The following is a 22,469-nucleotide window of genomic DNA, read 5'->3' as shown; positions in this document are numbered from 1 at the left end:
TGGTCTGTTAACAACTCAGTGCTATCAGTCAAATTTCTTGACATTTGCGTTGTGATTCTTTACGAGTATTTTTTGAGGCAGGTTGTTGAAAAATTTTGTCTCTGGTGAAATTGATACTTTAAGAGTAAAGAATTTGTCACCACAATAATCGAACTTAGTGCCATTAATGCTCCAGCCGTGGCAGGATTTAACAAAATTTGATACTTCGGTAATAAAAAACCACTAGCTAAGGGTATTGCCATGAGGTTATAACTCAATGCCCAAAACAGATTCTGTTGAATTTTTCTTAGGGTTAGTTTACTTAAATTAATGGCTGTCACCACGTCTTTTAATTTCCCCGTAGTTAAGACAATTCCTGCGGTTTTGATGGCAATTTCTGAGCCTTGATTCAGGGCGATGGAAAACTGTGCAGTAGTCATGGCTGGTGCATCATTGATGCCATCTCCCACCATAGCCACAATATTTTTTGACTGTTGTTGTAGCTTACTAATTAAATCACTTTTTTGCGAGGGTGTCAAAGCACCATAATAAGTTTTAATGCCTAGTTTTTCCGCTATATATTGAGTTGTCAAGGCTTGATCTCCACTCATCATAATTACGTCTAAGCCCATGTTTTGTAGGGTTTTAACGGTACTTTCTGCATCAGGTCTAATTTGGTCTGAAAGGGTAATTAATCCGATTAAATCGCTATTTTTGCCCAAATAAACAACAGTTTTACCCTCCCTTGCCCATTGCTCACTTTGAATGATAATTGTAGAGTTAAGTTCGAGCGAATTTTCCCGTAGCCACGATCGATTACCAAGATAAAACCAATCACCGCCGAATTTCCCCTTAACCCCTTTTCCTGCTTGATTTGCCACGGATTCCATGGGCAAAATCTCAAGGGATAAATTTTGGGCGTGGTTAACGATAGCTTTGGCGAGGGGATGATTAGCAGAAATTTCCAAGCTGGAGGCTATCTGTAAAATTTCCTTGTCGGAATGTTGACTAAAAGTCACAACATTTTCCACTTGGGGGTATCCTTGAGTTAGTGTACCAGTTTTATCGAATACGATCAAACTTAGATTCTTAACTTGTTCTAGCACATCACCCCCTTTAATTAATAATCCATTTTCAGCGCCCGTAGTCGTGCCAACTAAAATTGCTGTGGGAGTGGCTAACCCTAAAGCGCAAGGACAAGCTATAACTAAAACATCAATGGCTAACTTTAAACTGAGGATAGTGCGACTGGTGTCTAATTCTACCAGAAGATTTGACCAAATTTGTGTTCCCCAAAAGTACCAGAAACTAAACACTAACAGTGCGATCGAGATAATGGTATAAGTAAAGTAACCTGATACCGTATCCGCCAATTTTTGCACGGGCGCTTTACGAGTTTGAGCATTTTCTACCGTAGCGATAATTTGACTCAAGGCGGTATTTTTCCCCGTATTCACCGCCTCCAAGATTACCACATCACCATTATTAATTGTACCTGCGGAAACCTTATCTCCTTTTTGCTTAAATACTGGCAACGATTCTCCCGTTAACAAAGACTCATCAACAGTAGTTTCTCCCTCCATGATGATACCATCTACAGGAAACTGCTCCCCCGATAACACTCTCACCCATTCTTCGGGTTTAACTTGTCTAGCAGGAATTTCTAAACCTTGATCTTGATTTGAGTTCATTTTACCAACTAAACGGGCAAATTGAGGACGTAAACTCAGTAAACTTTCTAAAGACTCAATGGCACGACTTCTCGCTCTTGATTCTAACACCCTACCGAGAAAAATAAAACCCAGTAGCATAACAGGCTCATCAAAAAAACACTCCCACCCCAAAGAAGGATAAAGCAAAGCCACGCAACTGGCAATATAAGCAAAAGTCGTTCCCAATCCCACTAGACTATTCATATTGGGTTTTTTTTGCCATAATCCTTGCCAACCATTGAGTAAAATTTCTCTCCCCGGAATCAATAAACTGGCGGTAGCTAAACCCCAATGAAACCAAATATTTGTTAACCAGTGTAAGGAGTGAAAGCCTAAATGATGTAAATGTCCGATAGAAGAAAATATCAGTAAAAAAATAGCACTAATTAACTGATATTGTTGTATTTTCTGCTCTAATCTGCGTTTTTCTTGAATTTTCTCTTGAGGATTCTCTAAATCGTCATCCATTACCCTCACTTGAGAGGGAAAACCCACCGCCGTTAATTTTTGGGCTAAGGTTTCTGGTTGTACGATCGAGCTTTCATACTCAATTAAAGCCACGGAAGTAATTAGATTAACATTAGCGGAGATAATGCCTTGTTGTTGGGTGATTTGTCTTTCAACGGCTTTGACGCATCCAGCGCATTTCATGCCTGTAACATCGATGGTGATTGTATCAGTAATTTTTATGTTTGGGGAGGTGAAGCTAGGAGAAACCATTATGAAGAATGAAGAATGAAGAATGGAGAATGGAGAATGGAGAATTAAGAATTAGGAGTTAGACTTTTCCAGAAAAGATATTTTATCCCTTTATCCTAGGGGTTGAATATTATTCAATCCTTATTTTATCAATTAATTTAATGAAAATAGAAAATATAGAATTATATAACTTATCCATGCCTTTTATTTCTCCCTTTAAATTTAGTAATGGAGAGTTGCTTAATCATACTTGCTTAATTGTTGCAGTAAAAAGTGAAGGCTTAACAGGTTGGGGAGAATGTCCAGTTTTTACTCAACCTTATTATACCTATGAGACGATCGAAACTGCTAAACATATTTTACAAGATTTCTTAATACCAAAACTCTTAGGAAAAACCATTAACTCTCCTACCGAAATTAGAGATTTATTCGCTTTTGTGAGAGGGCATAATATGGCAAAATCAGCTTTAGATTGTGCTGTTTGGGATGTGTTTGCTAAGGCTGAAAATGTCTCTTTATCTACATTTTTTTCTCAGTTTTTATTTAATAGTTATGATAATATTTCACGCAAAGACGCAAAGACGCAAAGTTTGATAGTTGATTCTCACAATTTCTCGTTAAGCAATACAAGGGATAAAGTTAAGGTTGGGGTGAGTGTTTCTTTGACTCAAGATATAGATTTGTTGTTAGCAAAGGTTGAAGATTTCGTCAATCAAGGTTATCAACGAATCAAGCTAAAAATCTCCCCTGATTGGGCATTACAACCTTTACAAGCCGTCAGAAAAAAATATCCTGATTTAATGTTAATGGCGGATGCTAATTCTGCTTTTACCCTTGATGATTTGCCGTTGTTTCAAAAACTCGATGACTTAAATTTGATCATGATTGAGCAACCTTTGGCTTATGATGACTTATTAGATCATCGTTATCTACAAAGTCGTATTAATACCCCCATCTGTCTCGATGAAAGTATCAACTCTGTCCATGATACTCGATTGTCGATCGAACTTAAATCTGCCCAAGTCATCAATTTAAAAGTATCCAGAGTTGGCGGTATAACTAACGCTTTAGAAATTCATCACTTATGCCAACAAGCGGGGATAAAATTATGGTGTGGCGGTATGCTAGAATCTGGCATCGGAAGGGCGACAAATCTACATCTAGCTAGTTTACCTAATTTCCTCTTACCTGCGGATATTTCTGCCACTAATCGCTATTTTCGAGAAGATATAATCACCTCCCCTATAGAATTAAATCCTCAAGATTCTACTATTAATGTGCCTCAAAATGTGGGGATTGGTGTAGAAGTGGATGAAAAAATGATTTCAAAATTTACAATAAAGTAGGATTTATTCTTTTAAAACGTCAAATTTTTAATAAAATAATATCTGTAACAATCTATAAAGTAATCAAAATGAGTTATAAAAATTTACTAATATCTATTTATAATGATGCTCTTAAAGAAAAAGATTATACATCAAAAATTGATAACAATATTTTAAACAATATTACAATTATTGCAGAAAAAAGTTTTAATCAAAAAGGTGTTTATACTGTTTTAGTTACTTTATCTATTTATAAAATTTTACATCCACAACAAGATATTAGAAATCATCAAACACAAATTAAAAATGGTTTTTCAGGAAGAACAATTGATACACAATACATTACTCCTACTTTGAAAGAATTGGGTTTGCCTTCAATGGCTGAAAGTGGTTGGTTAACTCGTTCATTAGAACAACCTAATCCTTATACTTTAGATTATAAGGGGAAAATAGCAAATAAAGAAGTTAAAAAAGCATTTTTAGAGCTAATTCATGACATAGAAGTTAAAAAAATTAATCCTAAATATATATTAGTAGAATTATTCAAGCAAATAATGAATCTTCAAAAACAAAATAAAGTTATTATTCAACCTTTAAATAATCCAGATAAGCTAACTATATCTAAAATTATATATATATTAAATAATCAATTTTCTTTTAATTATAGTATTTTTGGAGGTTCTAAATTACCAGTATTAGCTTTTTATGCTATTTATCAAATACTTATAAATGAAATTGCTAGATATAATAACTCTCAAATTAAGTCATTAGGAAATCATACCGCTTCTGATAAAAGTTCAAAAAGTGCAGGAGATATTGAGATTTTTAAAGAAGGTAAATTATTTGAAGTTTTAGAAATAAAATTAGATAAAGCTATTGATACTAATATTCTAAGAATTTCTGAGGAAAAAATAATTAAATATAACCCTGAAAGATATTATATATTTTCTTACTCAGCTATAAAAAAAGATGAGGATGATAGTATTAATGATATTATAAATCGAGTCAAAAAAAATCATGGTTGTCAAATCGTTGTTAACGGGGTAATTCCTTCATTAAAATATTATTTGAGATTAATTTCTAATTTAGAACAATTTATTAATATTTATTCTCAATTAATAATGAATGATACTGAGTTAAAAACAATACATAAACAGAAATGGAATGAGTTGATAGAGGTATTAGAAAATGACTTATAAATTTATAGATTTATTTGCAGGAATTGGCGGATTTAGATTAGGTTTTGAAAAAGCGGGTTTTGAATGTGTATTTAGTTCTGAAATTGACTCCCATGCTCAGGAAATGTACTATACTAACTTTGGTGATTTCCCTTCGGGAGATATTAGAGAAATAAGTCTAAAAAGTATTCCTTCTTTTGATATTTTATTAGCTGGTTTTCCTTGTCAACCTTTTAGTATTGCAGGAGAAAAAAAGGGGTTTAATGATATTAGGGGTACTTTATTTTTTGATATTGCTAAAATTCTTGAATATTATCAACCAAAAGTAGTAGTTTTAGAAAATGTGAAACACTTTAAAAATCACGATCGAGGTAAGACTTTAAACACAATTTTAACTACTTTAAATAATCTGGGTTACACAACTAATTGGAGTTTATTAAATGCTATCGATTTTGGTGTACCTCAGAATAGAGAAAGGACTATTATTGTAGGTTGTTTAGGTGATATAGAGTTTGATTTTAGTAAATTAAAGAAAGTTAAAACTAGAAAATTAGAAGATATTTTAGAAGATGAGAACAAAGAATTTGAATATTTAAAAGAAGATGAATATACCTTAATTGAAAATCCTAAACAACAAATGTCAGGGTTAATTTTTGCTGGTTATCTTAATAAAAATATTAGAGTTAATGGTATTCGCCCTGATACGAAACATTTATCAAGAGTGCATAAACAACCTAATCGAATTTACTCCTCCCAAGGCACTCATCCCACATTATCTTCTCAAGAATCCGCAGGAAGATATTATATTTTACACCATGAAAAAGTAAGGAAATTAACCTTAAGAGAATGTTATCGTTTAATGGGTTTTCCTGATGATTTTAAGTTAATTGGTAGTAGAGCAAAACTTTATAATCGAGTAGGTAATTCGATCGTTATTCCTATGGTTCAAGAAATTGCTATACAAATTAAAGAACAATTTTTTAATCCTAATTTTATCATCAAATATCCACTATCTCCAAAACAAATGTCTTTGTTAGATTTAGGTTTATTATGTCATTAAAATATAACTTGATTTATAGCTCTAAAACTTAATATATATTAAAAAGGTACTTAGTATATTTTGTTGTGTGCATAACATCATAAAATACAAATACCCGTTTCTAACCTTCATCAATAATCAATAAAAACTTTACCAGTAAGTAATGATATAGTAAAATATTAAGTTATTTTAAGAAATATCACGGAATCATAAAATATCCGCTACTTTTAATGGTGTTGAAAATTATTACCACTTCCCTCCATAATATTCCCCAAGATACCATCATTTCCCCTTGTGCCATTGCCCTTGGTAATTTCGATGGTATTCATAAAGGACATCAACAGGTAATTCAACCGATTTTTGACTATCCCCATTTAACCCCCTCTTTAGTAACTTTTATACCTCATCCTCAAGAATTTTTTACAGGCACACGAAAACAGTTACTTACTCCTATTCCTGAAAAGTGTCAAATTTTAGAAGACTTGGGTATTCAACAATTAATTCTATTACCTTTCGATCGAGATTTAGCCCATTTAACTCCAGAAAAATTTGTTAATAATATTTTAATTGAACAAATTCAAGCTAAATTTATTAGTGTGGGAGAAGATTTTAAATTTGGTTATCAAAGACAAGGTAATGCAGAATATTTGCAAACTTTAGCTAATAAATATAATGTCAAAGTTAGCATTACTCAAGAACAAAATTTAACGATTAATAATCAATCCATGAGAATTAGTAGTTCTTATATTCGAGATAGTTTATTAACGGGTAAACCAGAATTAGCCTCGCAAATGTTAGGTAGAGAATATCAACTTATTGGACAAGTTATTGAAGGACAAAAATTAGGAAGAAAAATAGGTTTTCCCACCGCAAATTTAAGAGTTTATCCCGAAAAATTCTTACCAAAAATAGGGGTTTATCTTGTTCAAATTTTCTTAGAAAATAAGCATTTATGGGGTGTAATGAACTTAGGAAATAAGCCCACTGTGGACGGTAAAAATATTTCGATCGAGGTTCATGTATTCGATTTTAATAATGACTTATATAACAAAAAAATAACCGTAAAATTAATTAAATTTCTGCGAAATGAACAAAAATTTTCTTCCTTAAATGAGCTAAAAAAACAAATACAAATTGATTGTGAAAAAGCTAAATTTATCATCTCAGATTTAAGTAGAAAATAAGAGTTAGCCATCAGATTGAATTACAAAAGATAATTTCAAAAAACCCCCTTTGTTAACAAATCTCAACATAAAATAAAAAAAAGACGATCAGTCAAAGAGAAAAACTAACTAAAATGAAAAAGTTATTAATAAAATTGACTCATCATCCCCTATGGATTTTCTTTCCGATACTTTAGTTTTGTCTAGGATGCAGTTTGCCTTTACTGCTATTTTCCATATGTTGTGGCCTGTTTTAACTACAGGTATGGCAATATATTTAGTTATCGTAGAAGGCTTATGGCTAAAAACCAAAAATCCTACTTACTATTATCATGCTCGATTTTGGGCAAAACTCTATGTACTAAATTTTGGTATCGGTGTCGCATCAGGCTCACCTATGGCATTTCAATTCGGCACCAATTGGGCGCCCTTTTCTGAATCCGTAGGAGATTTTTTTGGTAGTGTCTTAGGCTTTGAAGCAACTATGGCTTTTATGCTAGAGGCAGGATTTTTAGGAATTATGTTATTCGGTTGGGAAAGAGTGCCTCCAGTTATCCACTATATTGCCACTATCTTAGTAGCGGTGGGTGCAAATCTTTCTACTTTCTGGATTTTAATTGCTAATTCTTGGATGCAAACTCCCGCAGGAGGAGAATTTATTGAGGGTAAATTCATCGTCGGCAATTATTTTGCGGCTATGGCAAACCCCTTTATGATTAAGAGTGTTTCCCATATGTTTTTAGCAACCCTCGAAACCTCTCTTTTCGTTATTGGCGGTATTAGTGCATGGTATCTAATTAATAAACGCCATACGGAATTTTTCTCAAAATCTCTCAAAATTGTTTTAGTAATTGCCATCGCCATTACTCCTTTACAAATTTTTGTCGGACATTTAAGCGCCGAACAAGTGTATCATTATCAACCCACAAAATTAGCGGCAATGGAAGCGCAATGGGAAACTATCCCCGCAGGAGAAACAGGGGATTGGAGTTTACTAGCATCCCCCAACGAAAAAGCAGAAACCAATAATTGGGAAATTAAGATTCCTAACGCATTAGGTTACATTTTAGAATTTAAACCTCGTTTAAGTGCGCCTGTTTTGGGTTTAAAAGAATTTGCTCCGATCGATCGACCCAAAATGGTAGGATTGATTTACTATGCTTTTCGTTTAATGAGTGGTATTGCCTTTATTTTAGTGGGAGTAGTTATCGTTTCCGTCATTCAATGGCTAAGAGGAAAACTATCTTCAGAAAATATCAGTCAACAAAAATTACTGCTTTTATCATGGATATGGAGTGCGCCTCTAGGTTATTTAGCCGTGGAATCTGGTTGGATAGTGCGGTGTGTAGGCAGACAACCTTGGACTGTTTACGGGCAAATTCGCACAGCAGATGCGGTTTCTAACCTTCCTGCGAGTAATGTCTTAACATCCCTGTCAATTTTTCTAATTATCTACACTTTACTCTTTTTCTCGGCGTTATTCTTTGGTAGTCGCATCATCAAAAAAGGGCCAGATTTTGATTTACCCATTCCGGGGGAAGAAGTGCCTGTCACTGTTAATCCTTCCCAACATATACCAGACAGTCGCCCGGTTAATTAGGTAAGGAGTAAGGAATAAATGAGTAAGGAGTAATGAGTAAGGAGTAATGAGTAAGGAGTAAGGAGTAAGGAGTAATGAGTAATGAGTAATGAGTAATGAGGAATAACGTAGGGGTTAAATATATTAAACCCACCTCCACCAACAAATATCATTATTTCTTTTTCCTCCCCTCCCTCTCCCTCTCTCCCTCCCTCTCTCCCTCCCTCTCTCCCCCTCTCCCTCTCCTCCCCCTCTCCCTCTCCTCCCCCTCTCCCTCTCCTCCTCCTCAAGTAATTATTCACTATTCATTATTTATCATGGAATCACTAAATTCGTTTTTGCCTTTGGTATGGTTTGGCATTTTAGCCTTATTTTTATTTATGTATGTCATGTTAGATGGCTTCGATTTAGGGGTGGGAATCCTCTCTTTAACGTCATCTTCCGAAGAAAGGCGCGGTATTCTGATGACAAGTTTAAGTAACGTTTGGGATGCTAATGCTACATGGTTAATTTTAATGGGAGGTAGCCTATTTGGTGCTTTTCCCCTTGCCTATGCTACTATTTTAAGCTCACTTTATATTCCGATTATGATTATGGTTATCGGCTTAGTTTTTCGCACGGTATCCTTTGAGTTTCGGGAAAATTCCGAGAATAAAGTTTTTTGGAATTATGCTTTTGGTATCGGTAGTTTTGTCGCAACTTTAGGGCAAGGTTTTGCTTTAGCAGGAGTTATTGAGGGCATCAAAGTCGATGTGAGTGGACATTTTATCGGCACAACATGGGATTGGTTAAATTGGCGTAGTGTCGTCATTGCTTTGACTCTCATTCAAGGTTATGTTTTAATTGGCTCTTGTTATTTAATTATGAAAACCTCTGGTAAGTTGCAGGAAACTCACTTTAAAACCGCTAAACTTGCCACTATTACTACTTTTTTAGGTGCGATCGCAATTACAACAGTCTTACCGATATTTTCTCAATTTGCTAGAGAACGTTTGTTCCAACCTCCTTTTATTTATGTGTTTAGTATCATCCCAATTTTAGGCATACTTTTAGTTGCTTTATTGTTAATTAGCTTAAATAAAAAACAGGAGAAATTACCATTTATTTTAACAATTTTAATTTTCTTGTTAACATTTTTGGGATTAGCTTTAGTCGTTTTTCCTTATATTATTCCCCCTAGTATTACTATTTATCAAGCAGCTGCTTCCCCTAGCTCTCTTGTTTTTATGTTAATATTTATTGGGTTTTTAATTCCTATTATGTTATTTTATAACATCTATAATTATTTTGTTTTTCGAGGTAAAATTACTACCTTAAATTAATCATTAACTAATTAACAATTAACATATTATTAAATGGATAATTCCATCATCGTTAAGAATCTGTAATAAATAGGATTTGACAAAATGCTCAATATACACTATGGTAATGAGTTCGATCGAGCTTAATATATTTATGTCTAATAACAGTTTTCCGTCAGAAACTTTTTTGCCTAACGTGCTAAATTTAACCCCAGAAGAAAGAGAGTCTATTCCCTTAGAATTGGCGTTGAAGGTTTTAGAGTTAGGGAGTTTTGAAGAAAAATGGATTATATCGAAGGTATTAGTCAAATATGGAGAAGCTGTTATTCCACCTCTGAAAAAGATAATTCTCGATGAAAATGTTGATACTGAATCCCGTGGGTATGGTTTAAAAATCCTCAGTCAAATTCAACACCCCGAAATTATTTTAATTGTCACGGAATTATTAAGCAAAACTCAAGAAGAAGAATTAATTACCATCGCTACAGAAACTTTAGTTAGTCAAGGAAAACAATCGATTACTTTTCTTTCTCAATTACTGATTAATCCTGATTCTCGTCTTTTGGCGACAAAGGCTTTAACCCAAATTCCTCGAAAAGATGTCATCCCACTGTTATTGTCTCTAGTTAATGATGATGATACCACTATTCGATCGATCTCCATTAGTGCCTTGGGTAATTTTGACACTCCAGAAATCAAAATTGCCTTGATTAACGCGCTTAAAGATTATGCTTCATCCGTGAGAAAAGAAGCGGTGACGGCATTAGGATTAAAACTTAAATCCACTGAAGATGTGGAATTAATTAACCTTATCACTCCATTATTAGAAGATATAGATTTATCCGTAGCGCAACAAACGGCGATTTCTTTAAGTCGATGTCATCATCCCATAGTGATACAATCCCTCGAAAAAGTTTTGTATTCTTCCTATACACCGCAACCCTTAAAAATTACCATCGTGAAGGCTTTAGGATGGATAGATACCCTTGAGAGTATCCAATGTTTAGGAAAAGCTATCCATAGTTTTGATACATCTATTACTTTACCGATAATTAATATTTTGGGAAGGATAACTAAACCTAGTTTAAAATCTCCAGCCGTGACAATTCTTACCAATTTTTACTATAGTCAGTCATCAACTTTAGACTATACTGAAATTTTACAGGCTCTTTGTTATAGTTTAAAACAACTTGGCTCGATGGATGGTATTTTTATTTTACAAGATATAGTTACCCATCATAATCCACAAGTTAGTCTGTATGCTCAATCCGCCTTAGAAGAATTACAAAATCTTTAATTAGTCATGGCAAGACACTAAGCAATCTCAACATTAATATTTTTCTTCTGTCATGGCGAGGCACGAAGCAATCTCTACTCAGACTTGGATTTTGCGGTAATTACTTCTACATAACGAAGGATTTTTTCTTTTATTTTAAACCCTTGACGGACAATTTTGGTGACGGTTCGATCGGGTATATCTTCTCTTTCCTCTCGATCGACTACCTGACAGATGCTAAAATCTGGAATATCCCCATTAAAGTCGATTTTTTCGACACCCCTACGAGACAAAATAGTTAATAATTTTTCTTGCATACTAGCGGTAAATTTTGGCAATCTTTTTAAGGCTTTCTGGTTAACATTTTCTTCTTGTAAATTCTTATCCAGATAGTTAATTAAAAATTCTAAACTATCAAAAATATCCAGTAATTCCCCGTATAAAGCCTCCTCTTTTGCTTCGTTTTCTTGTTGCTGAATTTTGACAGTTTGCTGTAATTTTGTCTTGGTTTTTAATAAGTCTTCTATCTCTTTTAATAATTCATCTCTTTGTTTTAAGGAGATGTTTAAATTTTCTTGATTTTGGTTTTCTTTTATGGTAGGTTTGAAGATTCGATCGAGTAATTTTTTCATAATTTTTAGGGGTTATTTTTTTCACGCAAAGGCGCAAAGACGCAAAGTTGTTAAGTAAAAATAGTTTTTAGAAAAAGGAAAATAAGAGGTTTTTTCTGTTTAGTATAGTTTTGAGATTACCATTAACTAAATAATTCTAAACCTAATTTTTTATCCTCTGCTGAGATAGATTCACTTTCTTGATAAGCCTTATCTAAACCATCAAAGTCAGATAATAACTTTATCGCTGGTATCGGCTCATTTAATTTCGATAAATCCTCTTTTTTAAACCTTTGAATTAAAGGTAAATTCGGACGTAAATAATCAGCAATTAACCTTTGTTGACTATCCATTAATTGCTTTCTCGCTTCCGCAATTTGCTTCGGATTATACTTTTTTTTCTTCATTGCCATAGCAAATGCTTTGGTTATCTCTGCGGTAGATGCTAAAGGAGAAACTTCTAAAACATCATAAGGATTCGGTGTTATATTTGTTAAATTATTCATAATTATTACTCCTAATTAAATAATTTTTAAAGCAACATATACTTCTTGAAAATCAGCCTCATAAGGGCAAATTTCATAAGCCCATCTTGCCAATTGTTGTAAAGTTTCCCAATCTAATTCTTGGGCTTTTGCACCATTTAAAGCAATCTCAATGCAAACAGAAGCAACTAAATGTTTTATCTCTTGATTCGATGAATATTTAGCTTTTCTTACCGCATCTTCAAAACGATTTTGCTTCATTAATTTATCAATTTCTTGGGCTTCGATACTATATTCTAATCGACTCATTAAGTCAATCACTAAAGGATTATTTTTATCTATTTTTTGCACTTCTTTTAATTTCTTTATCCCCTCCCCAAAAGATAATTTTTCATCAGCTACTTGTTGTACAATTTCTCTTGCTTTATATTCTGCTAAATAACTAGAAGATTGTCCTGATTTTAATAAATCATACCAAAATTGAGCAAATTGTAAATGTTCGTTAAATTCTTCAATTTTTTGTCTTTGTTTTTCACATAATTGGTTAATTTCTTTACTCCATTCCTGATTATTTTTAATCTCACTTTTGGCATTTTGTAAGGTGATTTTAGCTTTCTTCCATGAGTTGTGTTGTAAATGATAACAACCTTCATGATAATTAATCAGACTATAAGCTAATTTTTCTATGTCAGAAGAAGGAGTTAAATTAGGTTTAATTTTTATTCCTCTTTCTACGTCATTTTTTAAACAAGCTGACACTGCTAAACCCCAATCTGTAAATAACATTCCTAAGTTATTTTTAGTTAAGGAAATATTTTTTAATTGGGATTTATGCTGTTGATAAAAAGCAGGAGTGATGAAGATTTCTTGAATTTTTACTCCAGCATTAGGGGGATTTCCCATTAACTCCATAGCTAACATTTCTCTCCGAAAAATATCCCTTAATTCATAATATTTATTTAAGTTACTCTCTTTATATTTATCAATGGCATTTTCTAGGATTTTGATTAATTCTTCTTTGGTTTTTTCATAGTCAATATGATTACTTCCTAACCAAGCTATATTTTGCAAAATCTGATTTTGTTTAATGTTTACTAATCCTGTCGCCCATACTGCTATCCATTTTTCCAGATAATTTTCATCTATTTGAGCTTGATAGTAAAGTGCGATCGAGATATTATGTAAAATAGTAATATTGGGCGTATTTTTAAAATCTTTTTCCAGTTGATTGATAACATTGACAAAATTATTAGATTGCCATAATTGACGCTGTAAAGCTGGTTCAATATGTTTAGTTAAGTTATGATTAATGTGATCATCATAACCATATTTAGTGATTAAATTTTCAGCACATTTTTTGGCTTCTTGATAGTTTTCTTGACTAACTAAATTTTCAATATGTTGAATAATTTGTAAGCGATTTCGTTGAATTAAAATTTTCAGAGATTCTTTTTGTTGATTGACTAAAGGATGATGAATTTGTTTCCATTCTCTAGTCGTATTTAGCCAGTCATTTTTCTGCAAATAACAAAATCCTCTTAAATAATTGCTTCTTTCTCCTGTAAATTTTGCTAGGCAAGATAAAGCTGAAGAATAGTCATTTTGTTTGATATAAATTAAGGCTAAACGATAACGAGCTAAATCGAAACTATGCAAATGAGATAACGCTAATTGATATTGTTTTTTAGCAATGGTAAAGTTACCTATTTTCTCCGCTAATAATCCCTGTCTATATTCAGTTTTGGCATTAATAACCGTCTCTAATTTTTGCTTTAATTCCTTTCCATCTTGACGACTAAATTTTGCTAATACTAAATCTAATTTATTTTTGGCAATAATAAAATTACCTTCTCTTGCAAGATTTTGAATTTGCTTTAAATTATTCTCATATTGAGTTTGCAATTGTGCTAAATTTTCATACTCTTTAATTTTTTTGGCGACAGTGATAACTTTATAAATTTTTTCTGCCTCCAAAAGATAAGTTAAACCTTCTCGATAAAATCCTTTTTTACCTTGATTTTTACCTTCATTATATAAGGATTGAAATTGATTTCTGCGCTTAATTTTATCCTTTAAAATTTGTTCATTAACTACATACTCTGTCTCATATAAAAGCTCGTTACATTTAGTAAAAGAATCTAAGGCTTGAGTAAGAATTGTACTGTCAAAAGGATCATTTTTATCTAAGGCAATAAATTCTTTTCCTTGACTAGCGAAAGATTCTCCTCTTTGCAGTCGCATTTTCCATGTAGTAAGCTCACTATTGACATTATATAATAAGTCAGTTATCACCACATCTCGCACTAATTGTTCGCGCCAAGAGGGATTTTCTTTCCATAAAGATTTAACTTCTTCTGCTAATTTGATAGCTTCTTTTAGTTTCTTTAATTGGGCATATTCTTTTGCTTTACTAAATTTTTCTTGACTAATTTCTTTATTTTCAAAAACCGCTTGAGTTTTGCCGATAAAATCAAATAATCCCATATTTTTTTACCTCTTTATTTAATTAAATATTAAAATTATTGACAAAAGTTTGTCAGATTAGGAATCAAAATTACTTGCCCAACTTCTAAATTTTGCGGTGAAATAATACTCGGATTTGCTTCTGTGATTAAATGCCATGCACTGCCATCCCCATAAAAACGTAAACCTAACATATATAAAGAATCTCCTGATTTTATTTGATAATTAAACCCTCCACACCATTTTAAATCTGGTTTTGATTCTTCTTTATTTACCGTAATAATAGGCTTTTGTTTATCTTGATTTATAGCATTTAAACTAGCTTGATAATTATTTTTTGCGATCGAATACCCTCCATAAATTCCTGCTATTATTGCTAATAATGCAATAACTAAAACTATGTAAATTAATGATTGTTTAACAGGTTTTGATTCGGTTTTTGTATCTAAAAAAGGTAATTCTTTTAACATCCGAATTGTTGATAAATCTGTCTCACAATTAGGACAAGTATTCGTTTCAATTTCAGCTCGATCGCACACAGGGCAGATTAATTTTTCTGTCATAAAAACTCCTTTATTATTAATTTTTTTGGGGTATTTTTGATTGTGTAGGGTGGGCATTGCCCACTAGATAACTAATATTGTGAATAAATATGACTAATTTAAGCTCCAAAAAATTGAGATAAATTACCAATAAAATTTAAAATACCTCCAACTATTTGACAACAAATATCTATCAGAAAACCAAAAAAGCCAAAGTTATAACGTTTTTTTGTTTCTTTTTCTGAATTATCAGTTTTTTCAGGGTTTTCTTTTTTGTCTAAATCCATAATTTTTGTTCCAATTTTTGTTTAAAATAACAATGTATTTGGTAAGAAATTGCTTCGTGCCTCGCAATGACAATCAGTTTTGGTGGGGTGTGCATCACCCTACAGTGTTTAATAAATAGTAGGTTGGGTTAAACAACGTGCAACCCAACATTTTTTATCGTTGGTTAACGGGTTAAGCCAGTAGCAATCGTGCCAGTAGGTAAATCTCGATCGATATACTCCCGTATTTCTTCGATTAAATCTGGTAAAATCCTATCGGCGGTTGTGCCGTCTCCCCGTTGAATGGCATCTAATACGGTGTAGAATTTATTTTCTAATACCTTGCCGTGCGCAGGTGCGATACGATTCGCCCGAACTATTCCCATACGCACTAACAGTAAAATATGGATTAGGTTGGGCAAGTTATCAAATTCTCGACTACCATCCTCTGCTAATTTCTGCATCGCCGAAATATTATTGGTATCGATCGAATCATTCATTTGTGTTAATAATATGTTCAAACGATTAATTTGATCATCGTGCATCAGATTCGTGCCAAACTTGAGGGCAAAATCAAAATCTCTTATGTACATCAGGATAGTATCTCGATCGCTACAAGCAAAAGCCTGTAACTCTTTCAACTTTTCTTCCGCAACCTGTTGTCGATCGTGCTGTAAAACTCCGTTAAGATAGATTTGATTCGATGCCCTGACTATCTCCCCTGCTAATTCATTAACCCGTTGCACACCAATTTCTGTTAATTCCCCTTCGTCATTGAGTTGTTTAATTAACCCCTCCACCTGAGAAGCAATTTTTTCGTCTTGATTACCACGAGAAAATGAGCCACTGACACGAATAGCATGATTATTTTTGAGACTGGCAGTCATGGTTAAAGCAGAATTTTCTTCGTCTAACTCCACCATCACATCAACTTCTGTGCCTTTAGGGTAAGGTTTATCTAACGCCAACCACATATCGCCAATGCGCTCATCATTTTTGCGAAAATCAATACCTTGTCTCACATCATCAGGGCTAAAAAACTTAAAATGAATTAATTCCTGCCCATTTCCTGCGGTTTTAAAAGTATGATTTTTTTGAATGGGTAACACATCCCCTTGTTTAATTAACTGAAAACGAGGATCATCATCTAATTGAATACAATAATCACGGGATACCGTGCCGACAATTTCCGTAACTCCAGCCGAAACAATACCTGCACCTTCCGCTACTCCATACATCGGGCGTGGATGCACCACCACTTTATCACTACCAAAAGCCTTTTTAACTTCCTGTTGTACTAAAGGAATTTGACTTGAGCCACCCACTAATAAGATAACATCGATCATATCTTCGGGATAATCAGAATATTTGATGGCATCTCGACAAATTTCGATACTGCGCTTGACTAAGGGTAAAATCATCGCCTCAAATTCTCCCCTTGTGATAGTCACACTAACTGTAATAGCCATACCAAACTCATCGAGAAGGGGAGTCGAAGGATTAACCATCGCTTCTGTTTTGCTACTCAAGTCAATTTTTGCCTTTTCTGTCGCCATTTTCAAATCTGCCTTAAAACGCACTTGCTGATAATAGGGCATATTGGCGATTAAGGTATCAATACTGTCTAACCCTTCCTCTTTAGCGACTTTTTGCTTCACTAATTCTGCTAATTTATCATCAATGTCGTCACCCCCTAACCACAAATCCCCTGCTTTCCCTGACTCGATAAACTGATTTCCCGAAACTGTAATTAAAGATGAGTCAAAAGTACCTCCACCAAAGTCATATACCAGAATGGTTTTTACATCATCGCTATTAGGATTAAAACCGTAGGAAATAGCTGCGGCGGTGGGTTCAGGTAATAAAATTGGTTTTCCTAAACCAGCTCTCACAGAGGCGTTTTCGGTGGCGTAACGTTGCTTATCGTTGAAATACGCAGGAATAGTAATTACTGCTTTGGTGATTTTTCCCTGTTGCCCTACACTTTCTTGATAGGCTTGAGCATTGTTTACTACTTGTTTTAAAATTTCTGCGCTAATATCTTCGGGTTTATATTCTTTTCCCCCTAAAGATACCGCAATACTGTTTTCTGTGCCTTCTTGGGATTGGGTGATTTTATAACCAAAGTTTTTTAACTGTTGTTGCACTACTTCATCGCCGAAACCACGCCCCATTAAACGCTTAATGGAGATAATAACGTTTTCTGGGTCTTGCAATAACTGATTATAGGCTTGTTGACCTACTATTAATTTATTATCACGAAAGGCAACGATCGATCGAACTAATGCACCTTCTTTTCCTTCTACTACTTGAGTTTGTGCAAATTTGAAGGAGGCAACGGAGTTGGTTGTGCCTAAATCGATTCCGACTATGTTTCCCATAAGTAAATTTCCGATTTTTGATTGTCTATTTACTTATCAGGGAGACTTTGCTAATTTATGCGCTTTTTTGGAAAAATTTTTGAAAATGATTTTTGAGATAGCATTCCTATATGAATTGTAAGAATTTGATTCCCCCTTAATACAGGCGAGGAGGAAATTGAAAAGAGTTTGTCCACAAATGATTTAGGATCGCTATATATGTTTTTTATTATTAATGATTAAAAAAAATTAAAAAAATTATGGCGATCGCAACTTTAATTAAGAGTATTCAAGACATCATGCGTAAAGATGTAGGCGTGGACGGAGACGCACAACGCATCAGTCAATTAGTATGGATGTTATTTTTAAAGATATTTGATGATAAAGAACAAGAATGGGAATTTACCATTGATAATTATAAGTCACCTTTACCCGATCGTTTTCGGTGGTCATCTTGGGCTAAAAATGACGAAGGGATTACGGGGGATGAGTTAATCGATTTTGTCAATAATGAGTTATTTCCTAATCTCAAGGAATTAGCTACTACTTCGGGAGTTTCTGAGCAAGGTAGGGTAATCGGTTCGGTGTTTGAAGATGCCTACAATTACATGAAATCAGGGACTTTATTACGTCAAGTCATTAATACCATCGAGCAAGATTTAGATTTTAACTCCTCCGACGATCGACATTTATTCAATGATATATACGAAAAAATCCTCGCTGACTTGCAATCGGCAGGAAATGCAGGAGAATATTATACTCCCCGTGCGGTAACACAATTTATGGTGGACATAATTAACCCCCAGTTAGGGGAAACTATCCTTGATCCTGCTTGTGGTACTGGCGGTTTCTTAACTTGTACGATCGATCATTTACAAAAACAAGTCAAAAATCCTGATGATCAAAAAACCATCGAAAATACCATTCAAGGGGTAGAGAAAAAACCCTTACCCCATATGTTAGCGATGACTAATTTGATGTTACATGGCATTGATGTTCCCACCAAAATTCGCCACGATAACACCCTAACACGCCCTCTCAAGGATTATTCTAATAAAGATAGGGTGGATATTATCCTCACTAATCCGCCCTTTGGAGGGGTTGAAGAAGACGGCATCGAGAACAATTTTCCCAAAAAATATCAAACCAGAGAAACCGCAGATTTATTTATGGCGTTGATTATGCACCTATTGAAAAAGGAAACGGGAAGGGGTGCGATCGTACTACCTGACGGATTTTTATTTGGGGAGGGGGTGAAAACCGCTATCAAAGAGGAACTTTTAAAGAATTTTAACCTCCATACCATTATTCGTTTACCGAAAGGGGTATTTAGCCCTTATACCAGTATTTCTACTAATATTTTATTCTTCGACCGAACCCAAGCAACGGAAAATATTTGGTTTTTTGAACATCCCTATCCGCAGGGTTATAAATCCTATTCTCGATCGAAACCCTTAACAATTCAAGAGTTTGACAGGGAGAAAGCATGGTGGCATCAACGGGAAGAAAACGAATATGCGTGGAAAGTATCCGTAGAGGAAATTATCGCTAAAAATTATAACCTTGATTGTAAAAACCCTCATCAAGAATCTATTAATCATGGAAAACCCGAAGATTTAATGAAAGAATTTACTCGAATATCTCAACGGGTTAAGGGGATTCAGGATGAATTAAAAACCCATTTAACCGAATCTTTAAAAAATTAAAACTTATATTAATATGTTTGTAGGGTGGGCAATGCCCACCAACCTCGATCGAAACATGATATTAGTAGGTTGGGTTGAGGTAACGAAACCCAACAAAAATCTTTGATACAGATAACGAAACCCAACAAAAATCGTAGGTGATGGTGGTGTTAAATCGCTATGAAAGGATTGATCCCCCCTAACCCCCCTTACCAAAGGGGGGAAAAGATAATACGATCGCACCTTTGTTAGATAAATTTAATAAACATCATCATGAGATCCAATATCTAACAAAAGAACAACTTTTTGCCCCGTATTTTTATCCACATTTAATGAAAAAATAATCCTACAATCATAACCACAGGAACAAGATAATAACTCTGATAATCTCCCCGATAGTTTATGAGTTCCTAATTTTGTCGAAAATATGTCGTTTTCCATAGTTACGATCGCATCTTGTATTTTATTTTGTAAATCAGGATGAGAACGAGCAAATTTTCGCAAAGTCTTTTTAAACTTGCTACTGATGACTATTTTATACATCTTCTAGGTTAGGATTATTCAGATAATCTTGTAATTCTTGAATAGCCTCCGAAGCGGTTTGAATTTTTAGCTTACCCGTCTCAAATTCCGCAAGGGAAACTAAGGCATCAGAAGCAATTTGTTCTCGTCGATTCTTACTGATTCGATTCTTGAGAATTTGAACTAACATTTCTTGTTGTTCTAGTGAAAGCTCCATTGCTTCATCTAAAACTTTATCTAGTTTATTCAATGTTCTCACCACCTTTAGTTTAGGATTAGTCGATTAATTATAACAAAAAATTATTGATACTCGATCGAGCCTTGAGTTAACTTTTGGTGATGATGGGTAGTGTTAAACCGTTATGAAAGGATTGATCCCCCCTTACTAAAGGGGGAAAAAGATGAGGGTCTGGTATAATGACAAAATTATCGTTATGGGGTACAAAAATTTCTATGACCATTTCTAAAAGTAAAACCGCTACGATCGAACTTTTAGATCAATATTTTAATACTGCCTTTTCTGCGCCCGAAGGGATACCCAAATTACGAGAGTTGATTCTTTCTTTGGCAATGCAAGGGCAACTTGTACCCCAAAACCCTGATGATAAACCAGCACGGGAGTTATTAAAAGACATTGAAGCGGAAAAACAACGGTTAATCAAGGAAGGAAAGCTGAAAAAATCTGATCCTTTACCAGAAATTACTCCTGATGAAATTCCCTATGATATTCCAGACACTTGGGAATGGGTGAGACTTGGAGATATAGTTTCAATACTAGGTGACGGTCTTCATGGTACACCAATTTATAACGAAACAGGAGAATATTTTTTTATTAACGGAAATAATTTATCTGATGGTTTCATTGAGATTAAACAACAGACAAAAAGAGTATCATTTGATGAATATTTAAAACACAAAAAAGTCCTTAATAACAATACCGTGTTTGTATCAATAAATGGAACGATAGGGAATGTTGCTTTTTATCGTAACGAAAAAATTATTTTAGGTAAAAGTGTTTGTTATTTTAATTTATTGTTGGATATAAATAAGTTTTATCTGAAAAAATTTATAAATAGTCATTATTTTTTTAATCATGTTTTAAAATTAGCAACAGGTACAACAATTAAAAATGTATCTTTAAAAATAATGAGAGAATTACCTATTCCTCTACCACCATTAGAAGAACAAAGGAGAATTGTAGAGAGAATAGAGTCATTGATGGAAAAGTGCGATCGACTTCAAAACTTCCATCAACAAAGGGAAGCCACAAGATTAAAAATGCAACTAGCCGTAGGGCATAAACTCTTAAATGCCCCCGATAAGAAGACATTTAACGAGGCTTGGCAATTTATGGCGGACAATTTTGAGACACTCTACAGCGTCAAGGAAAACGTTAAGGAATTAAGGAAAATCATCCTCCAATTAGCGGTAATGGGTAAATTAGTACCACAGGATACAAGAGATCGATCGGCGAGGGAATTGTTAAAGGATATTGAAACAGAGAAGGAACGGTTAATTAAGGAAGGAAAAATTAAAAAGCAAAAACCCTTACCAGCAATCACTCCCGATGAAATCCCTTATGATATTCCCGACACTTGGCAATGGATTAAATTAGATCATATTTGTTCTTATATTCAAAGAGGAAAATCTCCTAAGTATGTTGAAAAAAGCGACTTTCCTGTTATTGCTCAAAAGTGTATTCAATGGCATGGGTTAGAACTTTTTAAAGCTAAATTTATTTGTCCTCAAAGTATAGAGACGTATTCAGAAGAAAGATTTTTAAAAACAGGTGATTTATTATGGAATTCGACTGGATTAGGTACTTTAGGACGTGCTTTAATTTATGTTCATGAAAATAATATATATAAACAAGTTGTTGCTGATTCTCATGTAACAGTTATTCGACCTATTTTTGTCAAATCTAAATTTTTATATTTTTGGATAGCTAGTCCTTTTGTACAAGATTTAATAGTATCAAAATCTTCTGGATCAACTAAACAAATAGAATTAGCAACATCAACTATTAAAAATCATATTTTTCCCTTACCTCCACTTGAAGAACAAAAAAGAATAGTAGAGAAAGTGGATAAAATGATGAAGTTATGTGACGAATTAGAGAAAAAAATAACCGCTCAAACGGACACCCAAACAAGGCTTTTACACAGCACGATCGCACAAATTTTCCCCTAAATTCTCCGCTTATTAAGGGAGGTTAGGAGGGATCATATTTTTTATAAAAAAGGTTGAGTTCGATCGAATTTTATAGAATAGTTTAGGGGTTCGA

At 33.8% G+C, this 22,469-nt stretch carries 18 protein-coding genes; 9 read left to right on the top strand and 9 right to left on the bottom strand.

Translation table 11 applies throughout. The features are described from left to right. Positions 1–59 precede the first annotated feature (59 nt). On the bottom strand, positions 60–2,411 hold the full coding sequence (locus SYN6308_RS22535; protein ID WP_052312606.1) for a heavy metal translocating P-type ATPase: 2,352 nt from the start codon (positions 2,409–2,411) through the stop codon (positions 60–62). A gap of 140 nt (positions 2,412–2,551) precedes the next feature. Between SYN6308_RS22535 and menC the strand changes: the two genes are divergently transcribed. The 7 genes from menC to SYN6308_RS22525 all read left to right on the top strand — a co-directional run bounded on the left by menC (position 2,552) and on the right by SYN6308_RS22525 (position 11,272). Continuing rightward, on the top strand, positions 2,552–3,736 hold the full coding sequence (menC, locus tag SYN6308_RS14115) for an o-succinylbenzoate synthase (RefSeq protein WP_017295103.1): 1,185 nt from the start codon (positions 2,552–2,554) through the stop codon (positions 3,734–3,736). A 68-nt stretch (positions 3,737–3,804) separates the two neighbouring features. Next, positions 3,805–4,914, top strand: a complete 1,110-nt coding sequence (locus tag SYN6308_RS22530; RefSeq protein ID WP_017295102.1) for a hypothetical protein — start codon at positions 3,805–3,807, stop codon at positions 4,912–4,914. Further along, the gene (locus tag SYN6308_RS14105) at positions 4,904–5,953 is read left to right on the top strand and encodes a DNA cytosine methyltransferase (RefSeq protein WP_017295101.1); all 1,050 of its coding nucleotides are present in this window, start codon (positions 4,904–4,906) and stop codon (positions 5,951–5,953) included. The genes SYN6308_RS22530 and SYN6308_RS14105 overlap by 11 nt, the downstream gene beginning before the upstream one ends. Positions 5,954–6,162: 209 nt before the next feature. Beyond that, positions 6,163–7,116, top strand: coding sequence for a bifunctional riboflavin kinase/FAD synthetase (locus tag SYN6308_RS14100; protein WP_017295100.1), 954 nt, complete (start codon positions 6,163–6,165; stop codon positions 7,114–7,116). Positions 7,117–7,267: 151 nt separating this feature from the next. Beyond that, positions 7,268–8,695, top strand: a complete 1,428-nt coding sequence (locus SYN6308_RS14095; RefSeq protein ID WP_017295099.1) for a cytochrome ubiquinol oxidase subunit I — start codon at positions 7,268–7,270, stop codon at positions 8,693–8,695. Positions 8,696–8,991: 296 nt separating this feature from the next. After that, positions 8,992–9,996: a cytochrome d ubiquinol oxidase subunit II gene (cydB, locus tag SYN6308_RS14090; RefSeq protein ID WP_026102079.1), complete on the top strand. Its 1,005-nt coding sequence runs from the start codon at positions 8,992–8,994 to the stop codon at positions 9,994–9,996. 133 nt (positions 9,997–10,129) lie between these two features. Further along, positions 10,130–11,272: a HEAT repeat domain-containing protein gene (locus SYN6308_RS22525; RefSeq protein ID WP_017295097.1), complete on the top strand. Its 1,143-nt coding sequence runs from the start codon at positions 10,130–10,132 to the stop codon at positions 11,270–11,272. Between the two features lie 74 nt (positions 11,273–11,346). Here SYN6308_RS22525 and SYN6308_RS14080 read toward each other — a convergent pair whose 3' ends face one another. From SYN6308_RS14080 to SYN6308_RS14055, 6 genes are all read right to left on the bottom strand, one after another. Beyond that, entirely contained in the window at positions 11,347–11,883 is a 537-nt protein-coding gene (locus tag SYN6308_RS14080; protein ID WP_017295096.1) for a nucleotide exchange factor GrpE, read from the bottom strand. 122 nt (positions 11,884–12,005) lie between these two features. After that, the gene (locus SYN6308_RS14075; RefSeq protein WP_017295095.1) at positions 12,006–12,368 is read right to left on the bottom strand and encodes a hypothetical protein; all 363 of its coding nucleotides are present in this window, start codon (positions 12,366–12,368) and stop codon (positions 12,006–12,008) included. Positions 12,369–12,383: 15 nt separating this feature from the next. After that, on the bottom strand, positions 12,384–14,831 hold the full coding sequence (locus tag SYN6308_RS14070) for a hypothetical protein (protein ID WP_017295094.1): 2,448 nt from the start codon (positions 14,829–14,831) through the stop codon (positions 12,384–12,386). Between the two features lie 35 nt (positions 14,832–14,866). Next, entirely contained in the window at positions 14,867–15,373 is a 507-nt protein-coding gene (locus SYN6308_RS14065; RefSeq protein WP_026102076.1) for a LysM peptidoglycan-binding domain-containing protein, read from the bottom strand. Between the two features lie 98 nt (positions 15,374–15,471). Next, positions 15,472–15,639 carry a hypothetical protein gene (locus SYN6308_RS24925; RefSeq protein WP_017295092.1) on the bottom strand — a complete coding sequence of 56 codons (168 nt, stop codon included), beginning with the start codon at positions 15,637–15,639 and terminating at the stop codon, positions 15,472–15,474. A 164-nt stretch (positions 15,640–15,803) separates the two neighbouring features. After that, positions 15,804–17,999 carry an Hsp70 family protein gene (locus SYN6308_RS14055; protein WP_017295091.1) on the bottom strand — a complete coding sequence of 732 codons (2,196 nt, stop codon included), beginning with the start codon at positions 17,997–17,999 and terminating at the stop codon, positions 15,804–15,806. Between the two features lie 239 nt (positions 18,000–18,238). Here SYN6308_RS14055 and SYN6308_RS14050 point away from each other — a divergent pair, with 239 nt between their 5' ends. Continuing rightward, on the top strand, positions 18,239–19,684 hold the full coding sequence (locus SYN6308_RS14050; RefSeq protein WP_017295090.1) for a type I restriction-modification system subunit M: 1,446 nt from the start codon (positions 18,239–18,241) through the stop codon (positions 19,682–19,684). Between the two features lie 237 nt (positions 19,685–19,921). On the opposite strand, the gene SYN6308_RS14045 is transcribed toward SYN6308_RS14050, so the two are convergent. Then, positions 19,922–20,206, bottom strand: coding sequence for a type II toxin-antitoxin system RelE/ParE family toxin (locus SYN6308_RS14045; protein ID WP_017295089.1), 285 nt, complete (start codon positions 20,204–20,206; stop codon positions 19,922–19,924). Next, positions 20,199–20,444, bottom strand: a complete 246-nt coding sequence (locus tag SYN6308_RS14040) for a hypothetical protein (protein WP_026102075.1) — start codon at positions 20,442–20,444, stop codon at positions 20,199–20,201. Before SYN6308_RS14040 ends, SYN6308_RS14045 begins: the two co-directional genes overlap by 8 nt. Before the next feature lie 158 nt (positions 20,445–20,602). Between SYN6308_RS14040 and SYN6308_RS14030 the strand changes: the two genes are divergently transcribed. Then, a complete protein-coding gene (locus tag SYN6308_RS14030; protein ID WP_083879536.1) occupies positions 20,603–22,375 on the top strand; it encodes a restriction endonuclease subunit S in 1,773 nt (590 codons plus the stop codon). The last annotated feature ends 94 nt before the right edge of the window (positions 22,376–22,469 follow it).

Origin of the sequence: Geminocystis herdmanii PCC 6308 (assembly GCF_000332235.1) — a bacterium.
Taxonomy (GTDB): domain Bacteria; phylum Cyanobacteriota; class Cyanobacteriia; order Cyanobacteriales; family Cyanobacteriaceae; genus Geminocystis; species Geminocystis herdmanii.
This window is presented reverse-complemented; position numbering and strand designations above follow the sequence as displayed.

What these genes read in the sequence shown, in the direction of transcription:
- SYN6308_RS22535 (WP_052312606.1), bottom strand. Translation starts at nt 2,411, where the DNA reads ATGGTTTCTCCTAGCTTCACCTCCCCAAACATAAAAATTACTGATACA.
- menC (WP_017295103.1), top strand. Translation starts at nt 2,552, where the DNA reads ATGAAAATAGAAAATATAGAATTATATAACTTATCCATGCCTTTTATT.
- SYN6308_RS22530 (WP_017295102.1), top strand. Translation starts at nt 3,805, where the DNA reads ATGAGTTATAAAAATTTACTAATATCTATTTATAATGATGCTCTTAAA.
- SYN6308_RS14105 (WP_017295101.1), top strand. Translation starts at nt 4,904, where the DNA reads ATGACTTATAAATTTATAGATTTATTTGCAGGAATTGGCGGATTTAGA.
- SYN6308_RS14100 (WP_017295100.1), top strand. Translation starts at nt 6,163, where the DNA reads ATGGTGTTGAAAATTATTACCACTTCCCTCCATAATATTCCCCAAGAT.
- SYN6308_RS14095 (WP_017295099.1), top strand. Translation starts at nt 7,268, where the DNA reads ATGGATTTTCTTTCCGATACTTTAGTTTTGTCTAGGATGCAGTTTGCC.
- cydB (WP_026102079.1), top strand. Translation starts at nt 8,992, where the DNA reads ATGGAATCACTAAATTCGTTTTTGCCTTTGGTATGGTTTGGCATTTTA.
- SYN6308_RS22525 (WP_017295097.1), top strand. Translation starts at nt 10,130, where the DNA reads ATGTCTAATAACAGTTTTCCGTCAGAAACTTTTTTGCCTAACGTGCTA.
- SYN6308_RS14080 (WP_017295096.1), bottom strand. Translation starts at nt 11,883, where the DNA reads ATGAAAAAATTACTCGATCGAATCTTCAAACCTACCATAAAAGAAAAC.
- SYN6308_RS14075 (WP_017295095.1), bottom strand. Translation starts at nt 12,368, where the DNA reads ATGAATAATTTAACAAATATAACACCGAATCCTTATGATGTTTTAGAA.
- SYN6308_RS14070 (WP_017295094.1), bottom strand. Translation starts at nt 14,831, where the DNA reads ATGGGATTATTTGATTTTATCGGCAAAACTCAAGCGGTTTTTGAAAAT.
- SYN6308_RS14065 (WP_026102076.1), bottom strand. Translation starts at nt 15,373, where the DNA reads ATGACAGAAAAATTAATCTGCCCTGTGTGCGATCGAGCTGAAATTGAA.
- SYN6308_RS24925 (WP_017295092.1), bottom strand. Translation starts at nt 15,639, where the DNA reads ATGGATTTAGACAAAAAAGAAAACCCTGAAAAAACTGATAATTCAGAA.
- SYN6308_RS14055 (WP_017295091.1), bottom strand. Translation starts at nt 17,999, where the DNA reads ATGGGAAACATAGTCGGAATCGATTTAGGCACAACCAACTCCGTTGCC.
- SYN6308_RS14050 (WP_017295090.1), top strand. Translation starts at nt 18,239, where the DNA reads ATGGCGATCGCAACTTTAATTAAGAGTATTCAAGACATCATGCGTAAA.
- SYN6308_RS14045 (WP_017295089.1), bottom strand. Translation starts at nt 20,206, where the DNA reads ATGTATAAAATAGTCATCAGTAGCAAGTTTAAAAAGACTTTGCGAAAA.
- SYN6308_RS14030 (WP_083879536.1), top strand. Translation starts at nt 20,603, where the DNA reads ATGACAAAATTATCGTTATGGGGTACAAAAATTTCTATGACCATTTCT.